General features: G+C 55.3%; 12 protein-coding genes. 8 read left to right on the forward strand and 4 right to left on the reverse strand.

The genetic code is table 11. The features are described from left to right. Window positions 1-61: 61 nt before the first annotated feature. A complete protein-coding gene (locus tag E8K88_RS08005) occupies window positions 62-1,696 on the forward strand; it encodes an ATP-binding protein (RefSeq protein WP_338092872.1) in 1,635 nt (544 codons plus the stop codon). Between the two features lie 88 nt (window positions 1,697-1,784). Here E8K88_RS08005 and E8K88_RS08010 read toward each other — a convergent pair whose 3' ends face one another. The 4 genes from E8K88_RS08010 to clpB all read right to left on the reverse strand — a co-directional run bounded on the left by E8K88_RS08010 (window position 1,785) and on the right by clpB (window position 6,670). Next, window positions 1,785-2,417 (reverse strand): phage tail protein, encoded by a 633-nt coding sequence (locus E8K88_RS08010; RefSeq protein WP_136406135.1) that lies wholly within the window; start codon window positions 2,415-2,417, stop codon window positions 1,785-1,787. A gap of 25 nt (window positions 2,418-2,442) precedes the next feature. Further along, on the reverse strand, window positions 2,443-3,165 hold the full coding sequence (locus tag E8K88_RS18480) for a collagen-like triple helix repeat-containing protein (RefSeq protein WP_136406136.1): 723 nt from the start codon (window positions 3,163-3,165) through the stop codon (window positions 2,443-2,445). 37 nt (window positions 3,166-3,202) lie between these two features. Continuing rightward, window positions 3,203-3,760: a hypothetical protein gene (locus tag E8K88_RS08020; protein WP_136406137.1), complete on the reverse strand. Its 558-nt coding sequence runs from the start codon at window positions 3,758-3,760 to the stop codon at window positions 3,203-3,205. A 318-nt stretch (window positions 3,761-4,078) separates the two neighbouring features. After that, window positions 4,079-6,670 carry an ATP-dependent chaperone ClpB gene (gene clpB, locus E8K88_RS08025; protein WP_136406138.1) on the reverse strand — a complete coding sequence of 864 codons (2,592 nt, stop codon included), beginning with the start codon at window positions 6,668-6,670 and terminating at the stop codon, window positions 4,079-4,081. A 699-nt stretch (window positions 6,671-7,369) separates the two neighbouring features. Between clpB and E8K88_RS08030 the strand changes: the two genes are divergently transcribed. The 7 genes from E8K88_RS08030 (at window position 7,370) to secB (ending at window position 16,019) form a co-directional block, all read left to right on the forward strand. After that, window positions 7,370-8,083, forward strand: coding sequence for a histone H1 (locus E8K88_RS08030; RefSeq protein WP_205880048.1), 714 nt, complete (start codon window positions 7,370-7,372; stop codon window positions 8,081-8,083). Window positions 8,084-8,390: 307 nt separating this feature from the next. Beyond that, complete coding sequence (locus E8K88_RS08035) at window positions 8,391-8,681, forward strand: co-chaperone GroES (protein ID WP_136406139.1); 291 nt, start codon at window positions 8,391-8,393, stop codon at window positions 8,679-8,681. 104 nt (window positions 8,682-8,785) lie between these two features. Then, window positions 8,786-10,429 carry a chaperonin GroEL gene (gene groL / locus E8K88_RS08040; RefSeq protein ID WP_136406140.1) on the forward strand — a complete coding sequence of 548 codons (1,644 nt, stop codon included), beginning with the start codon at window positions 8,786-8,788 and terminating at the stop codon, window positions 10,427-10,429. A gap of 174 nt (window positions 10,430-10,603) precedes the next feature. Then, complete coding sequence (locus tag E8K88_RS08045; RefSeq protein ID WP_136406141.1) at window positions 10,604-11,491, forward strand: DUF3025 domain-containing protein; 888 nt, start codon at window positions 10,604-10,606, stop codon at window positions 11,489-11,491. A gap of 255 nt (window positions 11,492-11,746) precedes the next feature. Further along, complete coding sequence (gene htpX, locus E8K88_RS08050) at window positions 11,747-12,622, forward strand: protease HtpX (protein WP_136406142.1); 876 nt, start codon at window positions 11,747-11,749, stop codon at window positions 12,620-12,622. 415 nt (window positions 12,623-13,037) lie between these two features. Beyond that, on the forward strand, window positions 13,038-15,365 hold the full coding sequence (locus E8K88_RS08055; protein ID WP_136406143.1) for an NADP-dependent malic enzyme: 2,328 nt from the start codon (window positions 13,038-13,040) through the stop codon (window positions 15,363-15,365). Window positions 15,366-15,560: 195 nt separating this feature from the next. Further along, window positions 15,561-16,019 (forward strand): protein-export chaperone SecB, encoded by a 459-nt coding sequence (gene secB, locus E8K88_RS08060; protein WP_136406144.1) that lies wholly within the window; start codon window positions 15,561-15,563, stop codon window positions 16,017-16,019. Window positions 16,020-16,047 lie beyond the last annotated feature (28 nt).

A 16,047-nucleotide genomic window follows, 5' to 3' on the forward strand; every position in this document is an offset into this window, starting at 1 on the left:
GGGGCTAAAAACCACGCGCGCAGCCGCTCTAGGGCCATTTCAGCGCTTATGGCGGGGCTTCTTGACCGGTCGGGTCATGCTGTCGTTTGCGATTCTTTTTTTATTGTTGATCGAGCGTTTCATCAGCAATAGCGTCAGTGAGCGCGCGCTGTGGCTGACCGCCGCTTATTTTTTCTTGGCAGTCGCAGCCAGACTGGTACTAGGCCCGCAAGAGCCCAAGCGCGCCCCAGCCATCCATTGGATTTTCACGCTGGGCATCGATATGCTGGTGTGCGGTTTGTTGATGCAATGGCATACCTCCGCCGACATCAGCCTGATCCCCTTGTTGGGATTGCCCGTACTGATGGCTGCAGCGCTGGGTAATTTTACGGTGCTGATAGGCACGGTGCTTGGCGCTTTTGGAACGCTGGCCTGGGTCACCTTGTGGCCGCACGGGATGAATGTCAATCCGCAGCAGGTGCTGCAATCGGTGCTCGCTGGCATGGGTTTTTTGGTGCTGGGTTTGCTGGTGCACCAAATGGCCTTGCGCTTGTCCGGCGAGGAACAAGAAGGCAAGAAAAGCCGCGCCGCCGCCATCATTCAAAGCCAGGTCAACGCCTTGGTGATCAGCAAGCTCAGCGACGGGGTTCTGGTACTGGACCAGGAAATGCTGGTGCATTCGGCCAACCCTGCCGCGCTGGACATCCTGGGGCTTGATGCGCGCAGCAGCCTGCCTTTTTCACTGGACAGCAATCCGATTTGGCAGCCCCTGTTGGTGATGGCCAAGATCACCCTCAGGCGCGGCCTGCCGCAGACTGCTGATTTGGCCCTGCTGCCACAAGGCGGCAGCCCAATGGGCGTGCATGTACGCTCCTGGTTGACCAATGCCGAGGCCGGACTGGCACTCGATCGTGGCAAGGGCCATTGCGTGATGTTTTTGCAAGACTTGCGCCAAGTCGAAGCCCAGATCCGCACCGAAAAACTGGCCTCAATGGGGCGCATGTCAGCAGCCGTCGCGCATGAAATCCGCAATCCACTGACTGCCATTATTCAAGCCAATGCCTTGCTGGCCGAGGACCTGACTGACCCACAGGCACAGCGGCTGACCGACATGGTCAAACACAATGCCGACCGACTGCGCCGCATTGCAGAGGACATCCTCGATGTCGCCCGGGTTCAGCGCCAAGCACAGGACAACGCGCTGGTCGAGACACTGCCGCTGGACGAATGGAGCGCCGAATGCGTGCACGACTGGCAGCAGCAAGACCGCAGCCTGCGGGTGCTCAAGCTGCAGTTGCAGGCCCAGGGGATACAGGTAGGCTTTGACCGCGACCATTTGCGCCGCATACTGGTGAACCTGCTGGACAATGCAATGCGCTACAAGGGCCCGCATACCGACTCATTGCAGATCACAACGCGCAGCGGCAGCAACGGCCAGGCTTCTTTGACCGTTTGGAGCGATGGCGCACCGCTGGAGCGCTCGGTCGAGCAGCACTTGTTTGAGCCGTTTTTTTCGTCCGAGAGCCGCTCGTCTGGCTTGGGGCTGTTTCTGTGCCGTGAGCTGTGCGAGCGCCACGGTGCCGTGATTGGCTACCAACGCGCTGAAATGCAAACAGCCAGAGGCCGTGTCAGTGGCAATGCGTTCACCGTTTTGTTCAAACGCCCAGTCAAAGACCGCAGCTCCCAGCTCGGCCAAGCCAATGCACTCGTGGTTTAAATCTGAGTGACAAGCATAGAATGCACTTGCAACACAACCATCATTCAACAGCTTGACTCCGACGCATCACAGTGACATCGATTTGACTTTACGGCCGAGAAGGGTAAATTCCGTTCGTCACGATACACCACGTCATCACCAAGTAAGGATCACGGATAGAGAACGGCTGTTGACTTCCCACAACGCTAGCTGTAGATGTTGTTGCTATCCCCCCAAGCTCCGTATCGGCTTGATCCGCTGCGATATAGCCTCCTGCATTCATGGTTTGTGCAGGAACGCGGTCAGGAGCGGGAGTGCTATGTGTCGCAGCCTTGGTACTGGCTGCTGCAGTCGCCAAAGAGTTGATCTGGTGGGTATGCGAAGGCAAATTGCTGTGCGTGAGTGAGGCATGCTCACTCCCGCCGTATTCGCCAACATAGTAACTACTAGATGCCCCTTGACCCGCGCCAATAGGGCTGCGGCCGCGCAAATCCGGCAACTTAAAGGTATGTTGCCCATCACCTCCAAATTGCGTGCCTAGAAGGGAATATAACGCGCTATTTGACGCAACACTGAGGGCTGCGCCATTGGCAGGCACAGACCCGCTTGGGCAAAAGTTCGATCCCATCAAAAACAATTGCCCCAAATACATCTCTGCCTGCGCCATAGCCTGACCACCAAAGAGCAGACCCAAGGAGCCAAAAGTGGCTAAAGCGGTTTTACGCACAGTGTGGAATTTCATACTGGATTCCTTCAAACAGATCGCTTTACAGCGCAGTGATAAAACAGACGCTTTGAATGGCTTCGCCTTCGGCTTGGGCCAGCCAACCAATCGTGACTTCAAAGCCTTGCTCGGTGGGATTGCTCACCAAAGCGGCCAGACTGCGGCCATTGTTGGAGCGTGCATCGACGACGCCGCTGTAATCGCCACTGGGCATCGCCACGGCAAAACGGATCGCGTATTGTTTCTCGTTGGTATTGGCCGTGACGTCGAAGCCACTCCCTGTAGTGCGCTGGCCCGTTGCATTAAAGCAGCCATGGCGCATGGCCGAGACACCTTGCACTGATGCGCCTGGAATCCCCTGGGGACCTGTCTCTCCTTGGGGTCCTTGCAGGCCTTGCTCGCCTTGAATGCCCCTCTCCCCTTGCAAGCCCTGCTCGCCTTGAGCGCCTCGCTCTCCAGGCTCGCCCTTATCACCTTGCGGCCCCGCTGGCCCTGTCTCTCCAGGCACAGCCAAGCTGTCAATGCTGCATTTCTGCAAGATGCCAGCTGTGTCTTGGCAAACAATGCTGTCTGCCTGGCCCGCTGACGGAAGATGGGGCATCTGCACCTGCGACTCCGGCGTGATCCGAATCGCGGTCTCGCCATTGGCCGACTTCAGGCTGATGCCGCCATTGGGGGGCGGTGTCAGTGTCATGTCGGCCGCAATAGCGCTCATGCTGCATGCAGCAGCCAACGTTGTGACCACCCACAGTACGGAGGTTTTCATGGTTCGTCCTATCAATAAATGCTGTTGCCGCTGTGTGTCAGACTGTTTGAGCTGGTTGGCCGTTGCGCGTAGAGCGTTGGCGCAAGCAGGCCCAGAGACCGAGAATGAAGCTCAAGGCCAGCAGCGGTCCGCCTGCAAGCCCTGGTACCGGCGTGACGCTTGTGGCTGCAGGGGGGGTGATAACGATAGGGCCTGGTGGGCCGACAATCGGATTGCCTGGGCCGCCATCGACACGCGTTATATGCCCTCCGCCATCGTTGATGACTTCGCCTTGGTTGGTGTATTGCTGCGATAGCTCAATGTCGCCACCGGAAATATCCAACTGCCCACCAGGAGCAATGATCAGGTTGCGGATGCCGGTAATGCGCCCGCCAGGCCCGAGCACCAGTACCCCTTCAACGACCAAGTCGGTCCCCATCATGTCCACTGTGCCCCCTGCCAAATCGAAACTCGATCCTGGCGGTGAGCTGATGAAAGCCCAGGCAGACGATAGAGGCAGACACAAGACCAACAACAACAAACGCAACGCATAACGCACGCGCAGGGTCGATAAATTCGGTAAAGCGCGATGAAAAATGCGCAACAGTGCTTGCATAGCAGCCTTCTAAAATGTCAATAAACACCAACAAGCATAATTATTAACAACATGATGCATTGTGTATATCCCTGAAACTAGGTAATTTCAAGTGCCGATGCAAGTTCAAAAATACCAACACAGCGGCATCTGTTGTGCCATTTGCCACATCGGACAGCAGGGCAGCTGGCCTAATGTCGGCTGACTCCAGCTGCATCACGTAAAGATAGCCAAGGCGCGCACGCATAAAAAAACGGGCGATGCCATCGCATCACCCGTTGCCTCGCTGACTTAGAACGTGTTTACGCTCTTAGAGGCTCTTAGCTCACCAGACAGTGTTTAGGCAAACTGGAATTGCCCAGGTGCCTTGACCGGATCCACGGTCACCTTAATCTCGCTATTAGGCGCAAACTGGCCTTGCAGCAGCGCTTTGGACAGCGGGTTTTCAATACGCTGCTGGATCGCACGCTTGAGCGGACGGGCCCCAAACACCGGATCAAAACCGACTTTGGCCAATTCAGCCAAGGCCGCTTCCGACACATCGAGGTGCAAATCCATTTTCTGCAGACGCGACTGCAAGGTCGCCAGCTGGATTCTGGCAATGGATTCGATGTTTTTCGCATCCAATGCATGGAACACCACGGTCTCATCAATGCGGTTGAGGAACTCGGGGCGGAAGTAGTTTTTCAACTCATCCCAAACCGCGTCCTTGACCTCGTCATAAGGCTGGCCTGTCATTTCCTGAATGCGGTGCGAGCCGATGTTGCTGGTCATGATGATGACGGTGTTTTTAAAGTCCACCGTGCGGCCCTGGCCATCGGTCAGGCGGCCATCATCGAGCACTTGCAGCAAGACGTTAAACACATCCGGGTGGGCTTTTTCCACCTCGTCAAGCAGCACGACGCTGTAAGGTTTGCGGCGCACGGCTTCCGTCAGGTAGCCGCCTTCGTCATAACCGACATAGCCCGGTGGCGCACCGATCAAACGGGCTACCGAGTGCTTCTCCATGAACTCGCTCATATCGATGCGAATCAGGTGGTCTTCGCTGTCAAACAGGAAGCCCGCCAAGGCTTTGGACAACTCGGTTTTACCCACGCCCGTTGGGCCCAGGAACAGGAACGAGCCCAGCGGCCGATTCGGGTCCGACAGGCCCGAGCGCGAGCGGCGAATTGCATCAGCGACCGCATCGACGGCCTCGTTCTGGCCGACGACGCGCTGGTGCAAGGCGTCTTCCATTTTCAGCAATTTTTCGCGCTCTCCGGCCATCATCTTGCTGACCGGAATACCGGTGGCGCGGCTGACGACCTCGGCAATTTCTTCCGCGCCGACATGGGTGCGCAGCAGCTTGTGCCCGCCGGCTTGGTCATCAGCGGCGCTCTCACGCTCCAGCGCATCGTTGAGTTGTTTCTCCAAGGCCGGCAGTTGGCCGTACTGCAACTCAGCGACCTTGTTGAAGTCGCCTTTGCGTGTGGCATCGTCGATCTGGATACGCAACTGCTCAATCTCCTCGCGCACCTGGCTCGTGCCTTGCACGCTGGCTTTTTCAGCCGTCCAGATTTCTTCGAGGTTTTTGTACTCACGCTCGAGTTCGGTGATCTCGTCCTCGATCAAGGCCAGGCGTTTTTGCGAGGCATCATCGGTTTCTTTTTTCACCGCTTCACGCTCAATCTTGAGCTGGATGATGCGGCGATCGAGCTTGTCCATCACCTCTGGCTTGGAGTCGATCTCGATCTTGATCTTGGCTGCAGCCTCATCAATCAAGTCAATTGCTTTATCAGGCAAGAAGCGGTCGGTGATGTAGCGCGCCGACAATTCAGCGGCCGCGACAATGGCCGGGTCGGTGATCTCAACGCCGTGGTGGGCTTCGTACTTGTCTTGCAGACCGCGCAAAATCGCAATCGTGTCTTCGACTGACGGCTCTTCGACCAGCACTTTCTGGAAGCGGCGCTCCAGCGCAGCGTCTTTCTCAATGTACTTGCGGTACTCGTCCAAAGTGGTCGCGCCAATGCAGTGCAACTCGCCGCGCGCCAGCGCGGGCTTGAGCATATTGCCCGCGTCCATCGCGCCATCGGCTTTGCCCGCGCCCACCATGGTGTGCAGCTCGTCGATGAACAAGATGATGCGGCCATCTTCCTGCGCGACTTCCTTCAGCACGGATTTGAGGCGCTCCTCAAATTCGCCGCGGTATTTCGCGCCCGCAAGCAAGCCTGCCATGTCCAAGGACAGCACTTGTTTGTCGCGCAAGGTATCAGGCACCTCACCGTTGACGATGCGCTGCGCCAGGCCTTCCACAATCGCGGTCTTGCCCACGCCTGGCTCGCCAATCAGCACTGGGTTGTTTTTGCTGCGGCGTTGCAGCACCTGGATCGCACGGCGAATTTCATCGTCGCGGCCAATCACCGGATCGACCTTGCCCAGGCGGGCGCGCTCGGTCAAGTCCAGGGTGTATTTTTTCAGGGCTTCGCGCTGGCCTTCGGCATCGGCGCTGTCCACGCCCTGGCCGCCGCGCACAGTCTCAATCGCCGCCTCCAGGGCTTTGCGGCTTAAGCCATGTTCTTTGGCAATGCGGCCCGCCTCGTCCTTGCTGTCTGTAAGTGCGAGTAAAAATAGCTCGCTGGCAATGAATTGGTCACCGCGCTTGATCGCTTCCTTTTCAGTCGCCTGCAAGGCTTTGGTCAGTTCGGGGCCGACTTGGACCTGGTCTTGCCCGCTCACTTGGGGCAAGCGCTTCACGGCCGCATCGGCGGCCTGACTCAGCGCATTGACGTTGACGCCAGCGCGCTGCAACAGCGCGCGCGGGCCATCGTCTTGGCGCAGCATCGCAGCGAGCACATGCACCGGCGCAATGTATTGGTTGTCATTGCCCAAGGCCAGCGATTGCGCATCGCCCAGGGCTTCTTGAAATTTTGTGGTGAGTTTGTCGAGTCTCATGGATGTAAATCCTCCTATAACTGAAAACAAAAATAGGGTCAGACTCGACTTGATTCAAGTGCAACAACAAAAAAAATCATGCCGAGCACTCACGCCAACCTCGGCGCAAATGGACCGATCCCACTCAATCGCCCCTGTCGACCAACGCTCAACGCCTTTGCGAAAGGATTCTAAGCATCGAGGCTGGCTTGTACAGGCTGCTGCATTTCTTATTAGCGCACAGTGCGCTGTGCTTTGCAGTGTTCTACCACGTTCCGGTTAATAGAAGGGCTGTAGCACAGCTATCTGTTAGATCGTGATTTTTAAAAAACCATCGCCAACCTGATGTGTTGAAACCGAGGCAAAAAACCTCAGCAACAGATATTAAAAAGAATACAAAAAATAGCAGCTCTAATGGTTTTTTGCCGATCAAAGCTCTCGCAGTGACGCAAAGATTGGCACAAATCCCGATTTGTTACAAAATTTAACAATTAAATTCTTGCCACAGACTGGACGCTGATTTTTATTGCAATCAAAATGCCAAAATACAACCGAATATGGCAACTAAACCTAAAGACATAATCATTGCCGTGTTGATTATGTCTGATCTCAGGCCACACCATTGCATTAATGGAGCCGCGTTTCTAGGTTTTGTCCTTGCCTTTCGTGTTTTGCATCATCTTGATGGATTACCTCATTTATTCAGCTTAGGAGAGTTAAATGGCAACCGCGAAAAAACCAGCTGCCAAGTCTGCAACAACCAAAAAGGTCGCGGCCACCACTGAAGCAGCCCCTAAGAGCCCTGCCAAGGCAGCTGTTAAAGCGCCGGCTAAAAAAGCAGTGGCCGAGAAAAAGGCCGCTCCAGCCAAGACTTCAGCAGCGAAAAAACCTGCATCTACGACCGCGACCAAAGCGCCAGCGGCTAAAAAAACAGCAGCCAAGCCGGTAGCCGCCAAAGCAGCACCAGCGAAAAAAGCCCCTGTTGCCAAAAAAGCGACTGCCACCAAAGCCGTAGCTAAAGCCGCGCCTGCTGCCAAACCCGCAGCCAAGCCTGCAGCAGCCAAAAAAACCACCGCTACTGCCAAAACAGCAGCCCCCAAAACCACTGCAGCTAAAACACCAGCAACCAAAGCAAGCAGCGCGCAAGCTGCCAAGCCGGTAGCCAAGAAAGCGGCAACAAAAGCCCCAGCAGCCAAGGCTCCTGCGAAGAAAAGCACCGCCAATGCAGCCAAACCTGCAGCTCCAGCTCCAGCAGCGAAACCTGCAGCCAAAGCCGCCGCTGTGAAAAAGCCTGTTCCAGCCAAAAAACCAGCTGCAGCAGCTAAAAAGCCAGCACCAACGAAAACGGCCGCACCGAAAGCCAGCAAGCCTGTTGCAAAAACAACGCTGGCAAGCCAAGCGGCTTGGCCCTTCCCGACCAGCAGCAAACCTTGATATTGTTCGAGGCAAACTCTGAATCAGCGCCCTCGCATTAATATCCCCAAACAGCCACCTGCAGGTGGCTGTTTTTTTGTGCCGACTGCATGGCGCTAAGCCCGCCAACCTGCCCAAGCCCCTTGATAGGGATTTTTTTTATCTGCAGGTCTTGAAACTCTGCAATCAGCCCGTATCATTAGCACTCAAGGCACCCGAGTGCTAACAGCGATCCTGCTGGTGCTTTCGGGGCTATCTGATGGAGACACACTCCATCCAGTAGCAGCCCACCCATCATTAACTTTTACTTTGTTCTCAGGAGAGAAAAATGGCATTGCGTCCTCTGCACGATCGCGTGATCGTTAAGCGTCTGGAAAATGAAACGACCACTGCTTCTGGCATTGTGATTCCCGATAACGCCGCTGAAAAGCCTGATCAAGGCGAAGTCTTGGCCGTTGGCCCAGGTAAAAAGAACGACAAAGGCGAAGTAATCGCTTTGGGCGTCTCGGTTGGTGACCGTGTTCTGTTTGGCAAATACAGTGGCCAAGCAGTCAAAGTGGACGGCAAAGAAGTGCTGGTTCTCAAAGAAGACGATATCTTCGCTGTGGTCGAGAAGTAATTCCCACTGCTCTCTTTTCAATATGGCGCGTCGTTGCGTACAGGGCTTCACCCCAGCAATCAGACAACGGCGACCAGATCTAAACTTTTTCGGAGCTATTCAAAATGGCAGCTAAAGACGTAATTTTCGGTATCGATGCACGCACACGCATCGTTGAAGGCGTAAACATCCTGGCCAACGCAGTGAAAACCACTTTGGGCCCTAAAGGCCGTAACGTGGTGCTCGAGCGCTCGTTTGGCGCTCCTACCGTGACTAAAGACGGTGTGTCGGTCGCCAAAGAAATCGAATTGAAAGACAAGTTGCAAAACATCGGTGCGCAACTGGTCAAAGAAGTCGCCTCCAAAACCAACGACATCGCTGGTGACGGTACTACGACAGCGACTGTGCTGGCCCAAGCCATCGTGCGCGAAGGTCTGAAATACGTGGCCGCTGGCCACAGCCCAATCGAAGTCAAGCGCGGCATCGACAAGGCCGTGGTTGCTTTGGTTGAACAACTGAAATCGCAATCCAAAGCGATCACTACGTCCAAAGAAATCGCTCAAGTGGGCTCCATCTCCGCTAACAGCGACACCGATGTGGGCACCATCATTGCCGAAGCCATGGACAAAGTGGGCAAAGAGGGCGTGATCACTGTGGAAGAAGGCAAGTCGCTGCAAAACGAACTCGACGTCGTCGAAGGCATGCAGTTTGACCGCGGCTACCTGTCGCCTTACTTCATCAACAACCAAGAAAAACAAGTGGCTGTCCTGGACAACCCATTTGTGTTGTTGTTCGACAAGAAAATCAGCAACATCCGTGACCTGCTGCCAACTTTGGAACAAGTGGCCAAAGCCAGCCGCCCATTGCTGATCATTGCTGAAGACGTCGAAGGCGAAGCCCTGGCAACTTTGGTGGTCAACACTATCCGCGGCATCTTGAAAGTCGTGGCTGTTAAAGCGCCTGGCTTCGGTGACCGTCGCAAAGCCATCCTGGAAGACATCGCGATTCTGACTGGCGGTAAAGTGATCGCTGAAGAAGTCGGCCTGTCTTTGGAAAAAGTGACTCTGGCTGACCTGGGTCAAGCCAAAACCATCGAAATCGGCAAAGAAAACACCACCATCATCGATGGCGCCGGTGCTGCTGCTGACATCGAGGCACGCGTCAAACAAGTGCGTATCCAAATCGAAGAAGCGACTTCTGACTACGACCGCGAAAAACTGCAAGAGCGCGTGGCCAAACTGGCCGGCGGTGTTGCCGTGATCAAAGTGGGCGCTGCCACTGAAGTCGAAATGAAAGAGAAAAAAGCCCGCGTGGAAGATGCTCTGCACGCCACTCGCGCTGCTGTGGAAGAAGGCGTTGTAGCCGGTGGTGGCGTGGCTTTGCTGCGTGCCAAGGCTGCTGTGGCTGGCTCCATCAAAGGCGACAACGCCGAGCAAGATGCCGGTATCAAACTGATCTTGAAAGCCATCGAAGCGCCTCTGCGTGAAATCGTGGCCAACGCCGGTGGCGAGCCATCCGTGGTCGTGAACAAAGTGCTGGAAGGCTCTGGCAACTTCGGCTTCAACGCTGCCAACGACACATACGGCGACATGCTGGAACTGGGCATTTTGGATCCAACCAAAGTGACTCGCACTGCACTGCAAAACGCTGCATCCGTCGCTTCGCTGTTGTTGACCACTGAAGCCGTGATTGCTGAAGCACCAAAAGACGAAGCAGCAGCTCCTGCAATGCCTGACATGGGCGGCATGGGCGGCATGGGCGGCTTCTAAGCCGTCTGCCTGGCTCACAATCCAGCACCCTCATCGGTGCTGGATTGATTACAAGACAATTGCCAGCAATGGCCATTGCCGTTCACTGGCAACAGTGAACGGCATTTTTTTGCCTAAAAATAAGCCTTCACTAAGAACCTGTTTACCGGGCGGATTAACCACACACCATTGACCATGGAGTTAGCATTGCTCAGCGGCACGCCCCTACCAACCTTGTCCAATTCAGCCCATTCAGATAGCCACAGTGCCCAACTCAAGTGGCAACAACCTTGGTTAAAGCCCTATGCGCAGCCGATCGGCGAATCCTTGCAAACAGCCATGGCGGAGCAACCCAGTATTGCGGCAGCACTGACAAAGGTAGCGCAACAGTATGGCGAGCAGGTCCCACAGTACCAGCACAGCAATGGGCTCGCACGCAGACACTACCCCACTTTTGTGCCCCAAGCACAACTACCCAAAGGGGAAAGCTACGAGCGATTCATTCGCCAGCATGGGGCTGTGCCCACCCGCGAGCACTTGCATGACTTATTCAACGGCTTGATTTGGCTGCATTGGCCACAAGCGAAACAGCAGCTCAATGCAATCCAATCGGCCGAAATCGAGCGCCTGGGCGTGCAAGGCCAACGCGGCAAGGTTCGTGATGCCTGCACGCTGTTTGATGAAAACGGTGCTATTTTGCTGGCCCCATCGCTCTTGCACGAGGCGTTGCTCGCCAAAGATTGGCTGCGCTTATTTTGGACCGAGCGGCATCTGTGGGCCCATGCCCAACTGCTGGTATTTGGCCACGCACTGCTAGAGCAGTTATGCCAGCCACGCAAACCGATTTGCGCGCATGTACTCACGCTGCGCCTGCCAGGCGGCGATCACACCAGCGCTAAAGACGCGGATATCGAACAGCTTGATGCCGATTTAGCGCAATTATTAACAGCCAAAAACTTGGCCGATAAACCACTGACCCCCATGCCTGTTCTGGGCATTCCTGGCTGGTGCCACGCCAATACAGAGCGCAGTTTTTATGAAGACACCAGCGTATTCAGACCGCCACGGCATTCACCACTATAGGCCAATCCCAATCGCAACAAAACAGACGAAACAACGAAATGCATCTTGAAATTGCGCGCCGCAGCAATACATGAGAAAAATCACATGTGAAGAGCATATGGGCCTGTAAAGAAACCTTAAACGGACAAGGCTGGTCGATGGTCACAGGCTAAACACGGACATTCACCACGGTTTTTTTGCAGTTTGCTTTAATGAGCACCATCTGTGCGCATGCGCTGTCACAAGGGCTAAGATAACAATTCAAGGATTCCTCACATGCAACGTATTTTTTTATTTGTAGCAACCAATATGGCTGTATTGGTTGTACTCGGCTTGGTCACCAGTATTTTGGGCATTGACCGAGGCAGCCAAACAGGCCTGTTGGTAATGGCCTTGATCATGGGCTTTGGTGGCTCAACCATCTCTTTGCTGCTGTCTAAAACCATGGCCATTCGCAGCATGGGCGTGCGCCTGATCAACCAACCCAGCAACCAAGACGAGGCCTGGATTGTCGATACAGTGCGCAAATTCTCGGACAAAGCCGGTATTCAAATGCCCGATGTGGGCATTTACAATGGTCCAGCCAATGCCTTTGCCACTGGTGCGCGTAAAAATGCCGCCTTGGTGGCTGTCTCAACAGGTTTGCTGCAAAGCATGACGCATGAAGAGATCGAGGCCGTGATTGGCCACGAAGTCGCCCACGTGGCCAATGGCGATATGGTCACCATGACCTTGATTCAAGGCGTGATGAACACTTTTGTGATTTACATCTCACGCGTGGTTGGCGGCATTGTCGACAGCTTCCTGCGCGGCAATAACAACAACGACAACCAGGGCGGCGTGGGGATTGGCTACTATGTCACGGTGTTTGTGATGGACATGCTGCTGGGAGTGCTCGCGGCCATCATCGTGGCCTGGTTTAGCCGCCAGCGCGAATTCCGCGCCGATGCAGGCGCGGCGCACATGATGGGCCAAGCCGGCTCGATGCAACGCGCTCTGGCCCGCTTGGGCGGCATCAACACACAGGACTTGCCTAAAGGCCTGGCCTCGATGGGCATTTCTGGGGCCGTGGGCGCTTTGTTCAGCTCACACCCGCCACTTGAGACCCGTATTGCTGCTTTGCAACAATTAGAGCAGCAACCACGCTCATAACAGTTTTCAATAAAAAGCAAAAAAACACACAACAACCGGCCATACCTTGGCCGGTTTTTTAATTTTTGTTGATTCGACCTGGCTAAAGCCCAAAGTGCCATAGTCTTATAGGTGACTTGTAGGAGACAAGCTCCTACAATCCAAACAAGAATTTAGCGGCATCTTCGTTGAAAAAGCCGCCTCGTCAGCGCCCCTTCACTCACGTGTGCTCCAAGTGGACCTCTTTGCCGCAGCCCCTTGCGGCCTCGAACTCTGGTTGTTCTGCATCGTGTCAGGAGCAGAAACCGAGCCTCGACCACTTCCTTCGCAGGACAACGGAGACAGCCACCGTCCCATGCCTACTCTGAGCACAGTCCCAGCACTGGCCAAGTAAGGCATGCCACAACAATGAGACCCAAGCGTATAGGAAAGTCCGATGTCAGATAACAATTCCCCCGAGTCCATCAATAAACGTGCGCAATTGCGTGAAGCCGCACTGGACTACCACGAGTTCCCCACCGCAGGCAAGATCTCGGTCACGCCTACCAAGCAATTGATGAACCAGTACGACCTCTCACTGGCTTACTCGCCTGGCGTGGCCGCACCGTGTGAGGAAATTCAAAAAGACCCATCGACTGCCGCGCGCTATACCAGCCGCGCCAACTTGGTGGGTGTGATCAGCAACGGCACGGCTGTGCTGGGTCTGGGTGATATTGGCGCGCTGGCATCCAAGCCCGTGATGGAAGGCAAGGGTGTTCTATTCAAAAAATTCTCCGGGATCGATGTGTTTGACATCGAAATTGACGAGAAAGACCCACAAAAACTGGTCGAGATCATTGCTTCGCTGGAGCCCACTTTCGGTGGCATCAACTTGGAAGACATCAAAGCACCAGAGTGCTTTTATGTCGAGCGCGAATTGCGCAAGCGCATGAAGATTCCGGTCTTCCATGATGACCAGCACGGCACTGCGATTGTGGTTGGCGCAGCAGTTGTTGGCGGCTTGCGCGTGGTGGGCAAGAATATTGCAGATGTAAAACTGGTGGCTTCAGGCGCAGGCGCTGCAGCGCTGGCTTGCCTGGGTTTGCTGCTCAAGTTGGGGCTTAAGCGCGAGAACGTCTGGGTCACCGACTTGGAAGGCGTGGTCTACGAAGGCCGCACGGCCCTGATGGACGAGCTCAAAGCCACATTTGCACAAAAGACCGACAAGCGCACACTGGCCGAGGTCATTGACGGTGCCGATGTATTTTTGGGTCTGTCCGCTGGCGGCGTGCTCAAGGCAGAGATGGTGCAGCGCATGGCCGCCAAGCCGCTGATTTTGGCGCTGGCCAACCCAACACCCGAAATTTCGCCCGATGTGGTCAAAGCCGTGCGCTCGGATGCGGTGATTGCCACCGGCCGCAGCGACTACCCCAACCAGGTCAACAACGTCCTGTGCTTTCCGTACCTGTTCCGTGGGGCGCTCGACTGCGGCGCCACGACCATCAACGATGAGATGGAAATTGCCACCGTCAATGCGATTGTCGAGCTGGCCCAGGCTGAGCAAAGCGAGGAAGTCGCACGCGCTTATGTCGGCGAGAAGCTGATGTTTGGCCCTGAGTATGTGATTCCTAAGCCGTTCGATCCGCGCTTGATGATGAAGATTGCGCCTGCGGTGGCCAAAGCTGCTGAAGCCAGCGGTGTGGCCACGCGCCCCATCGCGGACATGGATGCCTACGTGCAGAAGCTGCAAAACTTCGTGTATGCCTCAGGCACCATCATGAAGCCGATTATTCTGGCGGCCAAATCGGCCAAAGCCAAACGCATTGCGTACTGCGAAGGCGAAGAAGAGCGCGTTTTGCGCGCAGCGCAAATCGTCGTAGATGAAGGCATCGCCCGCCCAACCCTGATTGGCCGCCCAGCCATCATTGCCCAGCGCATTGCCAAATTCGGCTTGCGTTTGCGTGAAGGCGAGGACTACGACGTCGTCAACACTGAGCAAGATGAGCGCTACCAGGATTTTTGGAAAACCTACCACCAGTTGACCGAGCGCAAAGGCATCACTGTATCGATTGCCAAAATTGAGATGCGCCGCCGCCTGTCCCTGATTGGCGCCATGCTGCTGCACAAAGGCGAGGTCGATGGCCTGATCACCGGCACATGGGGCGGCTATAGCCACCACCTGAACTACATTGACCAGGTCATTGGCATCAAGCCTGGCGCACGCACCTACGGCGCTATGAACGGTTTGATTCTGCCAGGCCGCCAAGTGTTCTTGGTTGACACCCATGTCAACTATGACCCCACGGCTGAGCAGTTGACCGAGCTGACGATTGCGGCCGCCGCAGAGGTCCAGCGTTTTGGCATCAAGCCCAAAGTGGCCTTGCTGTCACACTCCAGCTTTGGCAGCAGCTCGCAGCCAAGCGCGGAAAAAATGCGCCGCACTTTGGCGCTGCTGAAAGAGCAAGCACCTTGGCTGGAAGTCGATGGTGAAATGCACGGAGATGCAGCGCTTGACCATGCGATGCGCAAAGCCGTAATGCCCAACAGCACCCTGGAAGGCGATGCGAATTTGCTGGTGCTTCCCAACATCGATGCGGCCAATATTTCGTACAACCTGCTCAAAACAGCAGCGGGTCAAAACATTGCAATCGGCCCGATTTTGCTGGGTTGCGACAAAGCCGTGCACATTCTCACGCCAAGTACAACAGTGCGCCGCATTGTGAATATGACAGCGTTGGCGGTGGTTGATGCCAATTCCGCCATTCAGCAAAAAGAAAAAGCATAAGCGCTCGCGCACGCACGCAGCGTTGCCTGCATACAGCGGCTTGCAGCACGCTCGCCAGCAAAGTCACGGATTGACTGCATAATAAGCCGTTGAACCGTGACTCGCCCATTGCCCAAGGCAAGAAGCTGTGCATGTGTGATTGTGGGCTCAAGCCCTGTTTTTATTGAAATAGACCTCCTAAGAAAGTAGTGCAACATGGCTGATGAAGTGAACAACAATCCGGTTTTCCAAATCCAACGCGTCTACCTCAAAGACCTGTCGCTGGAGCAGCCGAACTCGCCTGGCATCTTGCTGGAGCAAAAACAGCCGAATGTGGACATCCAGCTGGCCGTGGCCGCCAACACCGTGGCCGATGGCGTCTACGAAGTGACCGTGACCGGCACGGTCACCACCAAAGTCGAAGACAAAACCCTGTTCTTGGTTGAAGCCAAACAAGCCGGTATTTTTGAAATCCGCAATATTCCTCAAGAACAAATGGGTGCAGTGGTTGGCGTCGCTTGCCCACAAATCGTCTACCCGTACCTGCGCTCCAATATTTCCGACGTCATCAACCGCGCAGGCTTCCCACCAGTGCACTTGGCTGAGATCAATTTCCAAGCCATGTACGAGCAGCAACAAGCTGCAGCGGCAGCTGACACCGGCTCGGTGCAATAAGTCGCACGCCCGCAACATCGTCACTGGG

It is taken from the genome of Lampropedia aestuarii, from assembly GCF_004803635.1.
Classification (GTDB): Bacteria; Pseudomonadota; Gammaproteobacteria; order Burkholderiales; family Burkholderiaceae_C; genus Lampropedia; species Lampropedia aestuarii.

Bases quoted from the DNA above. Each gene is read 5' to 3' on its own strand.
- groL (WP_136406140.1), top strand. From the start codon at position 8,786: ATGGCAGCTAAAGACGTAATTTTCGGTATCGATGCACGCACACGCATC.
- E8K88_RS08020 (WP_136406137.1), bottom strand. From the start codon at position 3,760: ATGCAAGCACTGTTGCGCATTTTTCATCGCGCTTTACCGAATTTATCG.
- htpX (WP_136406142.1), top strand. From the start codon at position 11,747: ATGCAACGTATTTTTTTATTTGTAGCAACCAATATGGCTGTATTGGTT.
- E8K88_RS18480 (WP_136406136.1), bottom strand. From the start codon at position 3,165: ATGAAAACCTCCGTACTGTGGGTGGTCACAACGTTGGCTGCTGCATGC.
- E8K88_RS08010 (WP_136406135.1), bottom strand. From the start codon at position 2,417: ATGAAATTCCACACTGTGCGTAAAACCGCTTTAGCCACTTTTGGCTCC.
- secB (WP_136406144.1), top strand. From the start codon at position 15,561: ATGGCTGATGAAGTGAACAACAATCCGGTTTTCCAAATCCAACGCGTC.
- E8K88_RS08045 (WP_136406141.1), top strand. From the start codon at position 10,604: ATGGAGTTAGCATTGCTCAGCGGCACGCCCCTACCAACCTTGTCCAAT.
- E8K88_RS08030 (WP_205880048.1), top strand. From the start codon at position 7,370: ATGGCAACCGCGAAAAAACCAGCTGCCAAGTCTGCAACAACCAAAAAG.
- clpB (WP_136406138.1), bottom strand. From the start codon at position 6,670: ATGAGACTCGACAAACTCACCACAAAATTTCAAGAAGCCCTGGGCGAT.
- E8K88_RS08055 (WP_136406143.1), top strand. From the start codon at position 13,038: ATGTCAGATAACAATTCCCCCGAGTCCATCAATAAACGTGCGCAATTG.
- E8K88_RS08035 (WP_136406139.1), top strand. From the start codon at position 8,391: ATGGCATTGCGTCCTCTGCACGATCGCGTGATCGTTAAGCGTCTGGAA.